This is a genomic window from Yersinia fenwicki, assembly GCF_043099325.1.
Taxonomy (GTDB): domain Bacteria; phylum Pseudomonadota; class Gammaproteobacteria; order Enterobacterales; family Enterobacteriaceae; genus Yersinia.
This window is the reverse complement of record NZ_CP170755.1, coordinates 1337297-1353486: the sequence shown is the minus strand read 5'-3', so window position 1 is coordinate 1353486 and position 16190 is coordinate 1337297. Positions and strand designations below refer to the sequence as shown.

Below are 16190 nucleotides of genomic sequence, written 5' to 3'. Positions count from 1 at the left end.
AGCATATTATTAACATCCTGTTTTTTGTGATCAACCCCGCTAATTTGTTTGCATTTATGAAAGTGAATTTCTATATTTGCAGACTACATCTCGTTTTTAATGTAGCCGTTACATAAAATGTCCACCAAAACCTAGCCTGCCTCTAATTTGGAGCACACATGTCCCATATTTTACAGTTTGCGTTGGCCTTAGTCGTAGTGGCCATACTCGCTCTAGTGATCTGTAAGGATCGTAAAAGCATCCGCATTCGGTTTGTTATTCAATTGTTGGTTATTGAGGTGCTGTTAGCATACTTCTTCCTCCATTCGGAAGTTGGATTAGGTTTTGTGAAAGGATTCGCCAGTTTATTCGACAAATTGCTTGGGTTTGCCGCTACCGGTACCGATTTTGTCTTCGGTAATATGGGTGATAAAGGTCTCGCGTTCTTCTTCTTAAGAGTGCTATGCCCTATCGTCTTCATTTCTGCCCTGATTGGTATTCTGCAATACATTAAAGTTCTGCCGGTCGTTATTCGTATCATTGGTACTTTACTGTCCAAAATTAACGGCATGGGTAAGCTGGAATCATTCAACGCAGTCAGTTCACTGATTCTGGGCCAGTCTGAAAACTTTATCGCCTATAAAGATATTTTGGGCAAAATGTCTGAAAAACGCATGTACACCATGGCAGCAACAGCAATGTCGACGGTTTCTATGTCGATAGTGGGTGCTTATATGTCAATGCTGGACGCGAAATTCGTGGTCGCAGCACTGGTGCTTAACATGTTCAGTACCTTTATCGTGTTGTCGTTAATCAACCCCTATAAAGCTGAAGATGAAGAAGAGTTACAACTGAGCAACCTGCACGAAGGACAAAGCTTCTTTGAAATGCTGGGTGAATACATCCTGGCTGGTTTTAAAGTTGCCATTATCGTTGCGGCAATGCTGATTGGTTTCATTGCATTGATTGCTGCCATGAATGCTCTGTTCAGTCTGCTGTTTGGTATCAGCTTCCAGGGTATTCTGGGCTATGTCTTCTTCCCGTTTGCCTGGGTAATGGGTATCCCTGCTCATGAAGCCCTACAGGTTGGCGGGATTATGGCAACCAAACTGGTTTCAAATGAATTTGTGGCAATGATGGACTTACAAAAAGTTGCATCAGAATTGTCACCACGCAGTGTAGGTATTCTGTCCGTATTCCTGGTTTCATTCGCTAACTTCTCTTCCATCGGTATCGTAGCTGGTGCGATTAAAGGGCTGAATGAGCAGCAAGGTAACGTTGTTTCTCGCTTTGGCTTGAAGCTGCTGTACGGCTCTACGCTGGTCAGTGTGCTGTCCGCTTCTATCGCGGGCCTGGTACTCTAACTATCAGAAAAAAAATCGTTTAAAAGGCGCTACGGCGCCTTTTTTTATGCCTGCGATTCGAGGATGAGTTATTTACTGTAGTGATGTTTATTTAGAGTCTAAAAGACTACAGGTATAAGTTGGTCATAAAAGAATAGGGATAATGCCATTTGGATGTTAAGAAGGAGAATTGGATATTAAGAGGGTGGAGTTACCGAGGTACTGGATAGAATGGTGGGTCGTGCGGGATTACTCGGCCGCTGGCCTCGCCCTTCGGGTCAACGCTAGCGCGTTGCTGTCTCGCTTCGCTCGGCTCGAACCTGAACGCAGGTTACTCGTATCATTCTAATACTCGCCCTTCGGGCCAACGCAAGCGTTGTTCAAAACTGACATGCAGTTTTGTCTCACCCACACGATATTTTAAAGTATGCGATTTCAGAGTTTGGGGGAGGTTACTGAGGCACTGGATATAATGGTGGGTCGTGCGGGATTCGAACCTGCGACCAATTGATTAAAAGTCAACTGCTCTACCAACTGAGCTAACGACCCATTATATAATTCTGAAAGTATAGAAGTGGTGGGCGATACCAGATTCGAACTGATGACCCCCTCCGTGTAAAGGAGATGCTCTACCAACTGAGCTAATCGCCCACTTCTACTACTTTAACACATTAAACATGAGTGATGAGTGGTGGGCGATACCAGATTCGAACTGATGACCCCCTCCGTGTAAAGGAGATGCTCTACCAACTGAGCTAATCGCCCTCATCTATCTCATTTAATGCTTATATTTCATTTACTTCGCAACACGTCGAGTTTGGTGGGCGATACCAGATTCGAACTGATGACCCCCTCCGTGTAAAGGAGATGCTCTACCAACTGAGCTAATCGCCCCGCCGTGTTGTTGGAGTCGCATTATAGGGATAGTTCGAAGTGAGTCAACGGTTTTTAAAACGAAAACAATCGTTCGCCGCAAATTTAAACAGGATGCGATATTTATCACCGCTAAGGGCGTTTCTTTAGCCGGATCTAATTGCATATCGGTAACATCGTTGAGGAATTGTCTCAGGGTGGTAGAATGTCGCCTACTTTTTCCAAATTCGAGCAACAGCCAGCTTCAGCTGGCCGGCATAGCGTAATAAGGCATCGAACCCAATGAAAATCAAAACCCGTTTTGCACCCAGTCCTACCGGCTATCTCCACGTAGGTGGCGCGCGTACCGCGCTGTATTCCTGGTTATTCACCCGCCATTTTGGTGGTGAATTTGTTTTGCGTATCGAAGATACCGATCTTGAGCGCTCAACTCAGGAAGCCATCGACGCTATTATGGACGGTATGAACTGGCTGAATCTGGATTGGGATGAAGGCCCGTATTTCCAAACCAAACGTTTCGATCGCTACAATGCGGTGATTGACCAAATGTTGGAAAATGGCACTGCATATAGATGCTATTGCTCTAAAGAACGTTTGGATGAATTACGCGAAACCCAAATGGCCAATAATGAGAAACCTCGCTACGATGGTCGCTGCCGTGATAGCCAGTGTAGCCACAGTGCTGATGAACCTTCTGTGGTGCGTTTTCGTAACCCGCAGGAAGGCTCGGTTATTTTCGATGATAAAATCCGTGGCCCAATCGAATTTAGCAACCAAGAATTGGATGACTTAATTATCCGCCGTACCGACGGTTCACCAACTTATAACTTCTGCGTCGTGGTTGATGACTGGGATATGGAAATCACCCACGTTATTCGTGGTGAAGACCATATCAACAATACCCCTCGCCAGATCAACATTCTAAAAGCATTAGGCGCACCTGTTCCTGAATATGCTCACGTTTCAATGATTCTGGGTGATGACGGCAAGAAACTGTCTAAACGTCATGGTGCAGTCGGCGTGATGCAATACCGTGATGACGGCTATCTGCCAGAAGCCCTGCTGAACTATTTAGTTCGCCTGGGTTGGTCGCATGGTGATCAGGAGATTTTCTCTGTTGCTGAGATGACCGAACTATTCACACTGGATGCGGTAAGTAAATCGGCCAGTGCTTTCAATACTGAAAAACTGCAATGGCTGAACCACCACTATATCAATAGCCTGCCACCAGAGCAGGTTGCCGTTCACCTGTCATGGCAGGTTGAGCAGTTGGGTATTGATACTCGCAACGGCCCTGAATTGGTCGAGATCGTTAAACTGTTGGGTGAGCGCTGTAAAACGCTGAAAGAAATGGCTGAATCTTGCCGTTACTTCTATGAAGAATTTGATGAATTCGACGCTGATGCCGCGAAAAAACATTTGCGCCCTGTTGCACGCCAGCCGTTGGAAGCTGTTAAAGCTAAACTGGCTGCCATCACCCAGTGGACTACTGAAAACGTTCACAATGCCATTCAGGGCACGGCTGATGAGTTGGGTGTAGGTATGGGTAAAGTTGGCATGCCATTACGCGTAGCGGTCACTGGCGCGGGTCAATCACCAGGAATGGACGTCACCGTCCATGCTATCGGTCAGACGCGTTCACTGTCTCGTATTGATAAAGCACTCGCTTTTATCAGTGAACGTGAAGCGCAGCAATAAAATCAAATCTATTTATCAGGCGACTGAATAAAGTCGCCTTTTTTATGCTGTTTGCCCACTGATTTGGCGGCTTTTTCAGCGCTTGGCGTGAGAAATAGAATTAGCCGTTGACACTGTTTCAGGGGTTTCATATCATGCGCCCCGTTCACACGATTTATTATGTGCGCATTGGGGCTATAGCTCAGCTGGGAGAGCGCTTGCATGGCATGCAAGAGGTCGACGGTTCGATCCCGTCTAGCTCCACCAAATTATCTTGTTTGATAAGATTCCAAGCTTGATAATCAGGTAGCATGATAGATAAATCAGCACGAACAACCACCACTGTGGGGCTATAGCTCAGCTGGGAGAGCGCTTGCATGGCATGCAAGAGGTCGACGGTTCGATCCCGTCTAGCTCCACCACTCTTTAAAAGACCGGCCTATGGCCGGTCTTTTGCTTTTTAGCATTTATCAGAATCATTCTCCGCTGCTATGCTGCTCCAAATACATTAATTACCGAGGAAACAGGCAATGAACCAGCAACAACAAATCATTGAATGGCTACGCGCAGATCCCTATCGGATGCAAGCATTGTCTATTGCCCGTGAACTTCAGTTAAACCAATGGTGCCTGGCCGCAGGATTTGTCCGTAATCTGGTGTGGGATAAGCTACATGGATACCCTTCCTCTACCCCACTTAATGATATTGATTTAGTCTATTTCGATGAGCAAGATGCCAGTGAGCAGCAGGATTTACAGCTCGAAGAACAACTTAATCACACAACTTCAGCCCTGCATCAATCGTTTCCGTGGTCAGTCAAAAATCAAGCCAGAATGCACCTGCGTAGTGGCCGCTGGCCTTACACCAGCACACAAGACGCCATCAGCTATTGGGTTGAAGTGGAAACGGCGATTGGGGCCTGCCTTAAAGAAAATGGTGATATTGAACTGGTCGCCCCATTCGGTTTGGCTGCTTTATTTAGTCAAACCATTACGCTGAATACCAAAAACGGTGAAGTCGACACTTACTACCAGCGGGTCAATAGCAAAGGATGGCAACAGCATTGGCCGCAACTGCAATTGGTGGTTTAGAACCAAGACTTAACGCGCATATAAGCACCAAGTGATAGGTTACTGATTAGCAAGTGATAAGATTGTGTAAAACCGCCCGCTAAAGCTAAAGGTTAATATCCCCTCGTCGATAAGCATTATTCCACCCACATGTTCTAAGGAATAATGATGTCGAATACTATCTCTACAGCATCCGTTTCAGTAAGCAGTAGCAGCTCTTCAGATAGCAGTACCGCCGCACAGATTAAATCTCTTAATCAAGAGATTCAAAAACTGACCGAAAAGTTAAGTACCTTAAAAGACTCTGGTTTGACTGCTGATGAGTTGCAAAAGCAGCAGCAACAAATTCAGAGTCAAATTGCAGCACTGCAAGCTCAAGTGGCTCGTATTGAGGCACAGGCGGCGGAAAAAGCCAAAGAAGGTAAAGACGATACAACCAGTGCTAGCACACCTACAGGTGATGGGGTAAACCGCCCTTCTGCTCAAAATCAGATTGACGTCTATATTTAATGCAGTTTGTGCCCTACAAAATAAGACTATGGCGATGATCTGCGGCTATTCATCGCCATATTTAAGTCTAAAAAATTAGCCCCGTTTGAGTGGTTTAACCAAACCATCCAGCCCTTCAATTTTAATCGCCAGCGTCATCTCCATCAACATCCCCAGCTTGCCTTGCGGAAACTCACCTTTACGGGCGAACCAAAGCAGGTACTCTTCCGGCAGATCGATTAACACCCGCCCCTGATATTTACCAAAGGGCATCCGGGTATTGGCTATCTCAACCAAGTTCTCTTTTTCCATACACCCCTCAGCCGTTAGGACGACTCACCGAGCAAACGGATCATTTCCGCTTCATCGATAACTGTAATTCCCAGCTCCTGCGCTTTCGCCAGTTTCGATCCCGCCGCTTCACCCGCAATCACCAGATCCGTTTTCTTGGAAACACTGCCACTGACTTTGGCCCCTAAAGCCGTCAGGCGATCCTTGGCTTCGTCTCGTGAGAGGATAGTCAGTGAGCCGGTCAGAACCACGGTTTTACCCGCGAATGGGCTGTCTATCTCTTCGGCTATAATTTGCTGCGGCTCGGGCCAAGTGATCACTTTTTCCAGCGCTTCGATCACTTTCTGATTGTGCTCTTCACCAAGGAAGTTCATCACGTGCTTGGCCACCACTTCCCCGACATCCGGCACACTTTTTAATGCCTCAATGTCAGCCGCACGGAGATTATCCAGATTACGGAAGTGAGCAGCCAAATTAGCCGCTGTAGCCTCACCCACTTCACGAATACCCAGTGCATAGAGGAAACGAGCAAAAGTCGTCTGTTTTGCCTTTTCCAGCGCCACAATCAGATTTTGAGCCGACTTCGGCCCCATCCGGTCAAGACCAGTCAGCTTGCCCGCAGTCAGCGTAAATAAATCAGCTGGGTTCTCAACATACTGTTTTTCTACCAATTGTTCGATAATCTTGTCGCCCATGCCATCGACATCCAGCGCGCGGCGCGAGACAAAATGCTTCAGTGCCTCTTTACGTTGTGCGGCACAGAATAACCCACCAGTGCAACGGGCAACCGCTTCCCCCTCAACCCGCTCGATATCAGAACCACACACCGGGCAGTGCTCAGGGAAAGTGATTTCTTTGGCATCCTGCGGGCGTTGCTCCATCACCACGCCCACCACTTGCGGAATAACATCGCCAGCACGACGGACAATCACGGTATCGCCGATACGTAGGCCCAAACGCTCAATTTCATCGGCATTATGCAAGGTGGCATTGCTGACAATCACACCTGCCACTTGCACTGGCTCCAGCCGCGCAACTGGCGTAATTGCGCCGGTACGCCCCACCTGAAACTCCACTTCACGAACTTGCGTAATCTGCTCTTGTGCCGGGAATTTAAATGCTGTAGCCCAGCGAGGTGCGCGCGCGACAAAACCCAGTTGCTCCTGTAAGTCGAGTGAATCAACTTTGATAACTACACCATCAATATCAAAACCTAGACCACCGCGGTCTTCTTCGACTTGCCGATAGAAAGCAATCACTTCCTCGCTACCAGTGCATAATTTCACCCGATCACTGACCGGTAAGCCCCAAGCCTTAAATTGCATCAAGCGCTGAATATGACTGCGGGGCAGTTCGCCGCCCTCTAATAAACCGACGCCATAGCAGAAAAAAGTTAATGGCCGTTTAGCCGTAATACGTGGGTCAAGTTGGCGCAATGAACCGGCAGCAGCGTTACGCGGGTTGGCGAAAACTTTTTCCCCTTTGCGACGAGCCTCGTCGTTAAGCTGCTCGAAACCCGCCAATGGCATAAAGACTTCACCGCGAACTTCGACGCGTCGTGGGAGTTTATCGCCCTGCAAACGTAGCGGGATTGCACGGATAGTGCGTACATTGGCGGTAATATTTTCACCGGTAGTGCCATCACCACGCGTTGCCGCTCTCACCAACTCGCCATCTTCGTACAATAAACTCACCGCTAAACCATCAAGTTTCAGTTCACAGCAGAATGTCAGGGGATCGGCGCGTTTCAGGCGGTCATGGACTCTTTTATCAAAAGCCAGATAGCTTTCTTCATCAAAGACGTTATCGAGAGAGAGCATTGGGACTTCGTGTTTAACCTGCTCGAAAGCATCGAGCGGCGCAGCACCCACGCGCTGTGTCGGTGAATCATTGGTAATCAATTCAGGATGTTGTGCTTCCAGCTCACGCAATTGCTGCATCAGGCGGTCATATTCAGCATCAGGGATCTCTGGCGCATCCAACACATGGTACAGATGTTCGTGATGGCGCAATGAGGTTCTTAGTTGATTAATTTGCTGAATTATTGATTCCATAGCTCACCATCAAAGATAAAAAACCCCCGGCATGCGGGGGTTCGGGTTAATTCGATTCATTGCGAGGCAACATTATCAGGCGGTTGCATTTGCATCCAACACTTCGCGGATGCGAGCCTTATATGTTTCCAATTTTTGCGGGGTCATCATGCGGCGTTCGTCATCCAACACCACACCACCGACATCATCGGCAATACGTTGGGCTGATTGCAGCATCAACTTAAAGTTTTGATTCGCGTCGCCATAAGACGGCACCATCATAAACATTGAGACACCCGGCGTTGAGAAGTCAGACATCGTGTCAGGGTCAAAAGAACCCGGCTTCACCATATTTGCCAGACTGAATAATACTGGGCCACTGCCAGCAGGGCTTAGATGACGATGGAAAATCCCCATTTCACCGAACTGGAAACCCGACTGAAGCACACTCTGTAACAACACTTCTCCACCCAGAGCACCACCGTGATGCGCAGCGACATGCAGCACCAAAACAGTTTCTTTCAGTTTTTGCGGTTTCACCTCAGAAGCCGCAACAGCAGGCTCTGGTTGTGATTCCGCATGTTGTGGAGCGACCTGAGGGGCATGTTCAGCCACATGTTGTGGCTCTGCGTAACGCGGTTGTGAGTCATGCTCTTCAACCGAGCCAAGCAAAGGATCACGCTGTGATTCATGCGGTGGTTGCTCAGCAGATAGTCCACCCAAAAGAGGGTCTTCATAATCTGTTTGCACTGAAGCAAAAGGTTTTTGGCGAGGCTCCGCCTTGACCTGCACCGGTTTGGCTTCAGTATGCTGAATCACCGGCAGTTCATCGTCGTCTTCATCAATATGATTAAACGAAGGCTTTTCTTGTGGATGAGCAGTGCGGACGCGCACTTCTCCTACCCCTTCATCGAGACTCTCGATCGGGGTTTCAACACGTTCTTGTTTCGGACGTTTAACTGGGCGATCGCGAAAAAGCGATGAGCGTTCTTTACGGCTGGTCCATAAACCATGCAATAACAACGCTATTATGGCGATCGCGCCAACAACGATTAATATCAGACGCAAATCCTGCATCATTACTATCTCTGTTGTTCCAATACATTGCCACCGCGGCAAACATTCACCCTTTAACTCTATTTCCCAACGAACACAAGTGCAAGTCCGTGCTCAATTTTCTTCGAAGAAAGATGATTATGCTAGATGTTTCGCTCACTTTTCATACAATATGTGACTATGCAGTGGGAAATCATACCGATATGATACGCAGGTCAATGAGCTTATAGAGAACGGAATGGCATGGCGTATACGCAAAAAGCGGTAAAAAAGGTCAGTGGTATCCATTATTTCGCCCAAGGATGGCAGTTAATCTCCCGTCCAGGTATCCGACGATTTGTGATTTTGCCCCTCTTGGTGAATATTCTGCTGATGGGTGGGGCTTTCTGGTGGTTATTCAATCGGATAGGAGACTGGGTTCCCCAATTGATGAGTTATGTCCCTGACTGGTTGCAGTGGCTCAGTTATCTATTGTGGCCAGTGATGGTGATTTCAGTGCTACTGGTATTCAGTTATCTATTTAGTACGCTGGCCAATTTTATCGCCGCCCCCTTCAACGGTTTGCTGGCCGAGCAGTTAGAAGCCATTTTAACCGGGAAGCCCCTGCCGGATACCGGTATTCTGGGGATTATGAAAGATTTGCCGCGGATTATGGCTCGTGAATGGCGTAAATTAGCCTACTACTTGCCTCGGGCATTAGTGCTGTTGCTATTGTATTTGGTGCCGGGTGTCGGCCAAACACTGGCCCCTGTTTTGTGGTTCCTGTTCAGCGCCTGGATGCTGTCGATTCAATATTGTGATTACCCCTTTGATAACCACAAAGTGAGTTTTCAGCATATGCGCAGTGCGTTGCGTCAAGATAAAGTTGATAACCTACAATTTGGTGCGCTGGTAAGCTTATTCACTATGATCCCATTACTTAATCTGGTGATTATGCCAGTTGCAGTCTGTGGTGCTACCTCAATGTGGGTTGATCGTTATCGCGACCAGTTTACGCAACCACCGCGTTAATTTGGCATGGGCGTGCCAGTCACGCCCCTATAGCCAAGGTTAAAAGTTAACTGTTCAGATTAAAAGCTATTGGGATTAAAACTTATTTCCTAATAACATATCGATATACCAATTACTTACTTCCATAGCCATACTGTTAGCGTATGCTTTGAACGTTTCCTACATTTTCATAGAGTTAAAGGACGGGCTATGAGCAAGATATATGAAGACAACTCTTTAACAATCGGCCATACGCCGCTGGTTCGTCTGAACCGTATCGGTAACGGGCGTATTTTGGCGAAGGTTGAATCACGCAATCCAAGTTTCAGTGTTAAGTGCCGTATCGGTGCCAATATGATTTGGGACGCCGAAAATCGTGGCATTCTGACCGCAGACAAAGAACTGGTAGAACCTACCAGTGGCAATACCGGCATCGCACTGGCATTTGTTGCAGCCGCGCGCGGTTATAAACTGACCCTGACCATGCCTGAAACCATGAGTATTGAGCGCCGTAAACTACTTAAAGCATTGGGTGCCAATCTGGTGCTGACCGAAGGTGCTAAAGGGATGAAAGGGGCAATAGCCAAAGCGGAAGAAATTCAAGCCACCGATCCAAACCGCTATATTATCTTGCAGCAATTCAGTAACCCAGCAAACCCGGAAATTCACGAAAAGACCACTGGCCCAGAAATCTGGGAAGATACCGATGGCGAAGTGGATGTCTTTATCGCAGGTGTTGGTACCGGCGGTACTCTGACCGGAGTCAGCCGCTACATCAAAAAAACCAAAGGCAAGGCCATCACCACTGTTGCAGTTGAACCGACTGATTCTCCCGTCATCACTCAGGCATTAGCGGGTCAGGAAATTAAACCCGGACCACACAAAATTCAGGGTATCGGCGCAGGTTTCATTCCCGGCAACCTTGATTTGAATCTGGTTGACCGTGTCGCACTGGTTACCAATGATGAAGCAATCTCTATGGCTCGTCGTTTGATGGATGAAGAAGGTATCCTGGCCGGCATTTCTTCCGGTGCCGCGGTTGCGGCGGCAGTCAAGCTCTCTGAAGAACCAGACTTTACTGACAAAACAATTGTGGTTATTCTTCCGTCCTCGGGTGAGCGCTATTTAAGTACGGCGTTGTTCGCAGATTTGTTCACCGAACAAGAACTGCAACAGTAGTTATACCGTCGCACTAAATGCTAAAAAAGCACCCTCATGGGTGCTTTTTTTGTGGCACGCGTCAAAGTTTTTACTACATAAAGATTGATTTTACCCTCTGGGTTTAGTATTTAACCGGTCAATTATTTTGATACGCGAAATTAATCAAGTATCCTGTGTGTCTCTGGCTGAATCGATTTATCAATTATGCAACACAATAAAAAATGTCATCACTGAACGCTGATTGAAGACATAAGGCAAAGAGAGCATTATTCTTAGATGTAGCAGTATCGATTTTAAGCCTGAACTCAGGTTGTATCGGAAACTGTCTTTGTGACTTACCTGCGGTTAGGGCATAGTCATGCGCGAGTTTGAAAGAAGAGTTATCCGCGCACCAATACAGGCTAAAGTTTAGGTTCTACACTAAACTTTAGCTCCACAACATAAATCCAATAAGTTGGGGAAATACAATGTTCCAGCAAGAAGTTACTATTACTGCACCAAACGGTCTGCATACCCGCCCTGCTGCCCAGTTCGTAAAAGAAGCAAAAGGCTTCCCGTGCGAAATTACTGTGACCTCTAACGGTAAAAGCGCTAGCGCTAAAAGCCTGTTCAAACTGCAAACTCTGGGCCTGACCCAAGGTACTGTTGTGACGATTTCGGCTGAAGGCGAAGATGAAAAGAAAGCTGTTGAGCATCTGGTAAAACTGATGGCAGAGCTTGAGTAATCGCACGCTCTTTTTTAGTTAACACCAGTCAAGAGTAAGGTAGGGTTATGATTTCAGGCATTTTAGTATCACCGGGTATCGCTTTTGGTAAAGCACTTTTACTGAAAGAAGATGAGATTGTCATCAACCGGAAAAAGATCTCTGCTGACCAAGTGGAGCAAGAAGTCGAGCGTTTCAAAACTGGGCGTGCTAAAGCGTCTGAACAGTTGGAAGCGATCAAGACCAAAGCTGAAGCAAGTCTCGGCGAAGAAAAAGCAGCCATCTTCGAAGGGCATATCATGCTATTGGAAGACGAAGAGCTTGAGCAGGAAATCATAGCCCTCATCAAAGATGATAAGCAATCTGCTGATGCAGCGGCTTATTCAGTCATTGAAGGCCAGGCGAAAGCGCTGGAAGAATTAGATGACGAATATCTGAAAGAACGTGCGGCTGACGTACGTGATATCGGTAAACGCCTTCTGAAGAACATTCTCGGCCTGACCATTGTTGATTTGAGCGCAATTCCGGATGAAGTGATTCTGGTTGCCGCCGATTTGACCCCGTCAGAAACCGCACAGCTTAATCTGGATAAAGTGTTAGGGTTCATCACCGATTTAGGTGGCCGTACCTCTCACACCTCGATTATGGCGCGCTCACTGGAATTACCGGCTATCGTCGGCACCAGCGATGCAACCAAACAAATCAAGAATGACGATTATGTGATCCTCGATGCGGTCAATAACAAAATCTATTTAAACCCAACGGCTGAAGTGATTGAGCAGTTGAAAGCAGTGAAAACTCAATATATCACTGAAAGAAATGATCTGGCCAAACTGAAAGACCTGCCTGCTATCACCTTAGATGGCCATCAGGTTGAAGTCGTTGCCAACATCGGTACTGTGCGTGATATCGCAGGTGCTGAGCGTAATGGTGCTGAAGGTGTTGGTCTGTATCGTACCGAATTCCTGTTCATGGATCGCGACTCACTGCCTACTGAAGAAGAGCAGTTCCAGGCTTATAAAGCCGTCGCAGAAGCCATGGGCTCTCAGGCAGTTATCGTCCGTACTATGGACATCGGTGGTGATAAAGACCTGCCGTACATGAACTTGCCGAAAGAAGAAAACCCATTCCTGGGCTGGCGTGCCATCCGTATTGCTATGGATCGCAAAGAAATCCTGCACGCACAACTGCGCGCCATCTTGCGTGCCTCGGCGTTTGGCAAATTGCGCATCATGTTCCCGATGATAATTTCGGTGGAAGAAGTGCGTGAACTGAAAGCAGAACTTGAACTGCTGAAGAGCCAATTACGCGAAGAAAACAAGGCCTTTGATGAAACCATCGAGGTCGGTGTTATGGTAGAAACACCCGCGGCGGCGGTCATCGCTCGCCATTTAGCTAAAGAAGTTGACTTCTTTAGTATTGGGACAAACGATCTAACTCAGTATACTCTGGCAGTAGATCGCGGCAATGAGCTGATTTCTCATCTCTATAATCCAATGTCACCATCGGTATTGGGCCTGATCAAACAGGTAATTGATGCGTCTCACGCTGAAGGTAAGTGGACCGGTATGTGCGGTGAACTTGCAGGCGACGAACGTGCTACACTGTTGCTATTGGGCATGGGGTTGGATGAGTTCAGCATGAGTGCGATTTCGATCCCACGCATCAAGAAAATTATCCGTAATACGAATTTCGAAGATGTGAAGGTGTTGGCGGAGCAGGCATTAGCTCAACCAACAGCGAAGGAATTGATGGATTTGGTTACCACATTCATCGAAGAAAAAACGCTCTGCTAATTCCACGATACTGGAACGCTGCCCAATATAAATACTTAGGAGAAGATCATGGGTTTGTTCGATAAACTGAAATCACTGGTTTCAGATGATAAAAAAGACAGTGGTACTATTGAAATCGTAGCACCGTTGTCTGGTGAGATCGTCAACATCGAAGATGTTCCTGATGTTGTGTTTGCAGAGAAAATCGTTGGTGATGGTATTGCCATCAAGCCTTCAGGCAATAAAATGGTTGCTCCTGTTGACGGCACCATCGGTAAAATTTTCGAGACTAACCATGCTTTTTCTATCGAATCAGACAGCGGCATTGAGCTGTTCGTCCACTTCGGTATCGATACTGTTGAACTGAAAGGCGAGGGCTTCAAACGCATCGCGGAAGAAGGCCAACGCGTCAAGAAAGGTGATGTGGTTATTGAGTTCAATCTGGCCCTGTTGGAAGAGAAAGCCAAGTCGACTTTGACTCCGGTTGTTATCTCTAACATGGATGAGATCAAAGAACTGATTAAGCTATCTGGTAGTGTCACCGTGGGTGAGACACCTATTATTCGTATCAAGAAGTAATTGCATACGAATGGAAAACGGCGCTCTTGGGCGCCGTTTTTGTTTAGTCATTTAATCTGCTGCAATCCAGCGCGGTACACGTAGTGTAATCACCAACCCACCCTGCTCTCCGTTTCTTGCTTCAACCTGCCCACCATGAGCCAAAATGACCTTACGAGTAATCGCCAGCCCTAAGCCGTAACCTTTACCCGACATTGCCGACTTAACGCGCACAAAGGGATCGAAAATACTGGATAACTTGCTCTCATCAACACCAGGCCCCTGGTCAGAAACCTGAATCTGAAAACACTTATCAACCTGCGAAAGCAACACTTTCACTTGTTGGCCGTGAGTTGAGAAACGCAACGCATTACGGACAATATTGTCGATCGCCCGCCGCATCAGCTCGGCATTCCCCTTGACGGTATAATCAACTTGCGGTGATACCTGTAGTAGGATTTCAACCCCCGGTACCTGCGCTTCATAGCGGGCATCATTAACGACCACAGCCACTAACTCACGCAAATCGAAATACTCTTCATCTTCAGCAATATTGTGGTTTTCAGCACGTGATAATGCCAGTAACTCGCCAATCATCTTATCGAGGCGTTCCGACTCATGCTCAATACGCTGTAATGAATTTTCGACATTATCGGGATTCTGACGCGCCAATCCAATCGCTAATTGCAATCGTGCCAGCGGCGAACGTAACTCATGAGAAACATCATGCAGCAGCTGCTCACGGGCGCTGACCAGCTCTTCCAATCGCTCGGCCATTGAATCAAAATCCCGAGCCACTTCGGTCAATTCATCATGGCGGCGGCGCATGACGGGCAACAATCGCACCGACAAATCCCCCTGAGCCACCCGTTCAAAACCCGCGCGTAATTGGCGCATCGGCCGTGTCAGATTCCAGGCCAGCAAGGTACTGAAAAATAAACCACCTAATACTCCCATCCAAATCATCGGGATCGGAATATTCAATATTTCGCGGCGGCTCTCACCGCCTCCGCCCCGCTGATTAACATCCCTTAGTCCATCAATGTCATAACTAATACGATAATTCTGACCATCAAGACCTTGAGTCCAGGTCGTCACTTCACGACTGTAAAACTCGGGATCGCGATTCTTAGGGGATTGCACCTTATCCGATGACAGTTCTGTTACCGGGAGAATTTGTGCCACAGGCAAAACCGAAAAGTGACTTTTCTCTGTTTCTGACCAGTTAGCCGTCATGGCATTTAGGGCTGGCAGACCACCACTTTGCAGTACCGAGGCCGCAGAAGCGACTTGTAATTTGGCAATACTGCGCACCATCTCACGCTCAGGCGGTTCATGGCGATTGCCGTAAAAGGAAAACACCAGCCACAGCATCTGAGTCATTAAAATGAAGGTAACCCAAAATCCCAGCAGGATTTTCCAAAATAACCGTCCACGCATAGCTGAGTGACTCCACCAATAGTCATTATCTGATGCGGTAGCCAATGCTGCGTACCGTTTCAATGTTTAAAGTACTGCCCGGCAACGCCGCAAGCTTTTGTCTGATATTGCTGATATGCACATCAACACTCCGGTCATAGGCCTCACGTGGTCGGCCCAAACCTTTATCAGATAGCTCATCTTTAGTCACCACACGATCGGGTGAACGTAATAGCAGCTCCAGCAAATTAAACTCAGAGGCAGTCAAATCAAAGGGTTTACCTTGCCATTCACTGCTGCGAGTCGACGGGTTAAGCGTCAAATCACCATGAGTAATAACACTATCATCAACCGATAACGCATCCGGATGCTCGTCAAAGCGGCGTAAAACAGCACGTAATCGAGCCACCAGCTCGCGCGGATAACACGGTTTTGGCATATAGTCATCAGCCCCCATTTCCAAGCCGATGACGCGATCAATATTATCGCCTTTGGCGGTCAGCATGATGATCGGTAAGCGGCTTTTTTTACGCACCTGCCGCAACACATCGATACCACTCATATCAGGCAACATAATGTCGAGGATCAAGGCGGTATAGTTACCAGACAACGCACCGTCTATACCCTCTTTGCCGGTTAATACCAGCTCGGCGGCAAACCCTTCGCCGCTCAGGTATTCTCTCAACATGCTGCCCAGTTCAACATCATCATCGACTAACAAAATTTTCATGTCTTAACTCTCCTGCCTGATTTCAGCTATTTTCATGCCTAT

14 protein-coding genes, 6 tRNA genes and 1 other RNA gene are annotated in these 16190 nt (G+C 47.4%); 11 read left to right on the top strand and 10 right to left on the bottom strand.

The window, feature by feature from the left end:
* Positions 1-158 precede the first annotated feature (158 nt).
* Positions 159-1343 (top strand): NupC/NupG family nucleoside CNT transporter, encoded by a 1185-nt coding sequence (locus ACF3VQ_RS06250; RefSeq protein ID WP_392433841.1) that lies wholly within the window; start codon positions 159-161, stop codon positions 1341-1343.
* 211 nt (positions 1344-1554) lie between these two features.
* Here ACF3VQ_RS06250 and ACF3VQ_RS06245 read toward each other — a convergent pair.
* The 5 genes from ACF3VQ_RS06245 to ACF3VQ_RS06225 form a co-directional block, all read right to left on the bottom strand.
* A non-coding RNA gene (locus ACF3VQ_RS06245) (RtT sRNA) lies at positions 1555-1694 on the bottom strand.
* Between the two features lie 101 nt (positions 1695-1795).
* Positions 1796-1871 (bottom strand) — tRNA-Lys (locus tag ACF3VQ_RS06240).
* 26 nt (positions 1872-1897) lie between these two features.
* Positions 1898-1973: transfer RNA gene (locus tag ACF3VQ_RS06235), tRNA-Val, on the bottom strand.
* A gap of 38 nt (positions 1974-2011) precedes the next feature.
* Positions 2012-2087: transfer RNA gene (locus tag ACF3VQ_RS06230), tRNA-Val, on the bottom strand.
* Positions 2088-2140: 53 nt separating this feature from the next.
* Positions 2141-2216, bottom strand: a tRNA-Val gene (locus tag ACF3VQ_RS06225).
* A 261-nt stretch (positions 2217-2477) separates the two neighbouring features.
* Here ACF3VQ_RS06225 and gltX point away from each other — a divergent pair.
* The 5 genes from gltX to ACF3VQ_RS06200 all read left to right on the top strand — a co-directional run bounded on the left by gltX (position 2478) and on the right by ACF3VQ_RS06200 (position 5452).
* Positions 2478-3893 carry a glutamate--tRNA ligase gene (gltX, locus tag ACF3VQ_RS06220; protein ID WP_392433839.1) on the top strand — a complete coding sequence of 472 codons (1416 nt, stop codon included), beginning with the start codon at positions 2478-2480 and terminating at the stop codon, positions 3891-3893.
* A gap of 170 nt (positions 3894-4063) precedes the next feature.
* Positions 4064-4139 (top strand) — tRNA-Ala (locus ACF3VQ_RS06215).
* Positions 4140-4218: 79 nt separating this feature from the next.
* Positions 4219-4294: transfer RNA gene (locus ACF3VQ_RS06210), tRNA-Ala, on the top strand.
* Positions 4295-4402: 108 nt separating this feature from the next.
* Positions 4403-4963, top strand: coding sequence for a nucleotidyltransferase family protein (locus tag ACF3VQ_RS06205; RefSeq protein WP_392433837.1), 561 nt, complete (start codon positions 4403-4405; stop codon positions 4961-4963).
* A gap of 147 nt (positions 4964-5110) precedes the next feature.
* Entirely contained in the window at positions 5111-5452 is a 342-nt protein-coding gene (locus ACF3VQ_RS06200; RefSeq protein ID WP_019081726.1) for a FlxA-like family protein, read from the top strand.
* A gap of 75 nt (positions 5453-5527) precedes the next feature.
* Here ACF3VQ_RS06200 and ACF3VQ_RS06195 read toward each other — a convergent pair whose 3' ends face one another.
* The 3 genes from ACF3VQ_RS06195 to zipA form a co-directional block, all read right to left on the bottom strand.
* Positions 5528-5743 carry a DUF3820 family protein gene (locus ACF3VQ_RS06195; RefSeq protein ID WP_019081727.1) on the bottom strand — a complete coding sequence of 72 codons (216 nt, stop codon included), beginning with the start codon at positions 5741-5743 and terminating at the stop codon, positions 5528-5530.
* 14 nt (positions 5744-5757) lie between these two features.
* The gene (ligA, locus tag ACF3VQ_RS06190) at positions 5758-7776 is read right to left on the bottom strand and encodes an NAD-dependent DNA ligase LigA (RefSeq protein WP_392433834.1); all 2019 of its coding nucleotides are present in this window, start codon (positions 7774-7776) and stop codon (positions 5758-5760) included.
* Positions 7777-7851: 75 nt separating this feature from the next.
* A complete protein-coding gene (zipA, locus tag ACF3VQ_RS06185; RefSeq protein WP_392433833.1) occupies positions 7852-8835 on the bottom strand; it encodes a cell division protein ZipA in 984 nt (327 codons plus the stop codon).
* Between the two features lie 219 nt (positions 8836-9054).
* Between zipA and cysZ the strand changes: the two genes are divergently transcribed.
* The 5 genes from cysZ (at position 9055) to crr (ending at position 14020) form a co-directional block, all read left to right on the top strand.
* A complete protein-coding gene (cysZ, locus tag ACF3VQ_RS06180; RefSeq protein WP_392433832.1) occupies positions 9055-9822 on the top strand; it encodes a sulfate transporter CysZ in 768 nt (255 codons plus the stop codon).
* 189 nt (positions 9823-10011) lie between these two features.
* Positions 10012-10980, top strand: a complete 969-nt coding sequence (gene cysK / locus ACF3VQ_RS06175) for a cysteine synthase A (protein ID WP_392433831.1) — start codon at positions 10012-10014, stop codon at positions 10978-10980.
* 449 nt (positions 10981-11429) lie between these two features.
* On the top strand, positions 11430-11687 hold the full coding sequence (ptsH, locus tag ACF3VQ_RS06170) for a phosphocarrier protein Hpr (protein WP_005164859.1): 258 nt from the start codon (positions 11430-11432) through the stop codon (positions 11685-11687).
* Positions 11688-11734: 47 nt separating this feature from the next.
* Complete coding sequence (gene ptsI / locus ACF3VQ_RS06165; protein WP_392433830.1) at positions 11735-13462, top strand: phosphoenolpyruvate-protein phosphotransferase PtsI; 1728 nt, start codon at positions 11735-11737, stop codon at positions 13460-13462.
* Between the two features lie 48 nt (positions 13463-13510).
* Entirely contained in the window at positions 13511-14020 is a 510-nt protein-coding gene (gene crr, locus ACF3VQ_RS06160; RefSeq protein WP_004392561.1) for a PTS glucose transporter subunit IIA, read from the top strand.
* A 51-nt stretch (positions 14021-14071) separates the two neighbouring features.
* On the opposite strand, the gene ACF3VQ_RS06155 is transcribed toward crr, so the two are convergent.
* Positions 14072-15439, bottom strand: coding sequence for an ATP-binding protein (locus ACF3VQ_RS06155; RefSeq protein ID WP_392433829.1), 1368 nt, complete (start codon positions 15437-15439; stop codon positions 14072-14074).
* A gap of 25 nt (positions 15440-15464) precedes the next feature.
* Positions 15465-16148, bottom strand: a complete 684-nt coding sequence (locus ACF3VQ_RS06150) for a response regulator transcription factor (RefSeq protein WP_392433828.1) — start codon at positions 16146-16148, stop codon at positions 15465-15467.
* Between the last annotated feature and the right edge of the window lie 42 nt (positions 16149-16190).

Excerpts from the sequence above, each read along its gene's own strand:
- ACF3VQ_RS06250 (WP_392433841.1), top strand. The coding sequence starts at position 159 with ATGTCCCATATTTTACAGTTTGCGTTGGCCTTAGTCGTAGTGGCCATA.
- gltX (WP_392433839.1), top strand. The coding sequence starts at position 2,478 with ATGAAAATCAAAACCCGTTTTGCACCCAGTCCTACCGGCTATCTCCAC.
- ACF3VQ_RS06205 (WP_392433837.1), top strand. The coding sequence starts at position 4,403 with ATGAACCAGCAACAACAAATCATTGAATGGCTACGCGCAGATCCCTAT.
- ACF3VQ_RS06200 (WP_019081726.1), top strand. The coding sequence starts at position 5,111 with ATGTCGAATACTATCTCTACAGCATCCGTTTCAGTAAGCAGTAGCAGC.
- ACF3VQ_RS06195 (WP_019081727.1), bottom strand. The coding sequence starts at position 5,743 with ATGGAAAAAGAGAACTTGGTTGAGATAGCCAATACCCGGATGCCCTTT.
- ligA (WP_392433834.1), bottom strand. The coding sequence starts at position 7,776 with ATGGAATCAATAATTCAGCAAATTAATCAACTAAGAACCTCATTGCGC.
- zipA (WP_392433833.1), bottom strand. The coding sequence starts at position 8,835 with ATGATGCAGGATTTGCGTCTGATATTAATCGTTGTTGGCGCGATCGCC.
- cysZ (WP_392433832.1), top strand. The coding sequence starts at position 9,055 with ATGGCGTATACGCAAAAAGCGGTAAAAAAGGTCAGTGGTATCCATTAT.
- cysK (WP_392433831.1), top strand. The coding sequence starts at position 10,012 with ATGAGCAAGATATATGAAGACAACTCTTTAACAATCGGCCATACGCCG.
- ptsH (WP_005164859.1), top strand. The coding sequence starts at position 11,430 with ATGTTCCAGCAAGAAGTTACTATTACTGCACCAAACGGTCTGCATACC.
- ptsI (WP_392433830.1), top strand. The coding sequence starts at position 11,735 with ATGATTTCAGGCATTTTAGTATCACCGGGTATCGCTTTTGGTAAAGCA.
- crr (WP_004392561.1), top strand. The coding sequence starts at position 13,511 with ATGGGTTTGTTCGATAAACTGAAATCACTGGTTTCAGATGATAAAAAA.
- ACF3VQ_RS06155 (WP_392433829.1), bottom strand. The coding sequence starts at position 15,439 with ATGCGTGGACGGTTATTTTGGAAAATCCTGCTGGGATTTTGGGTTACC.
- ACF3VQ_RS06150 (WP_392433828.1), bottom strand. The coding sequence starts at position 16,148 with ATGAAAATTTTGTTAGTCGATGATGATGTTGAACTGGGCAGCATGTTG.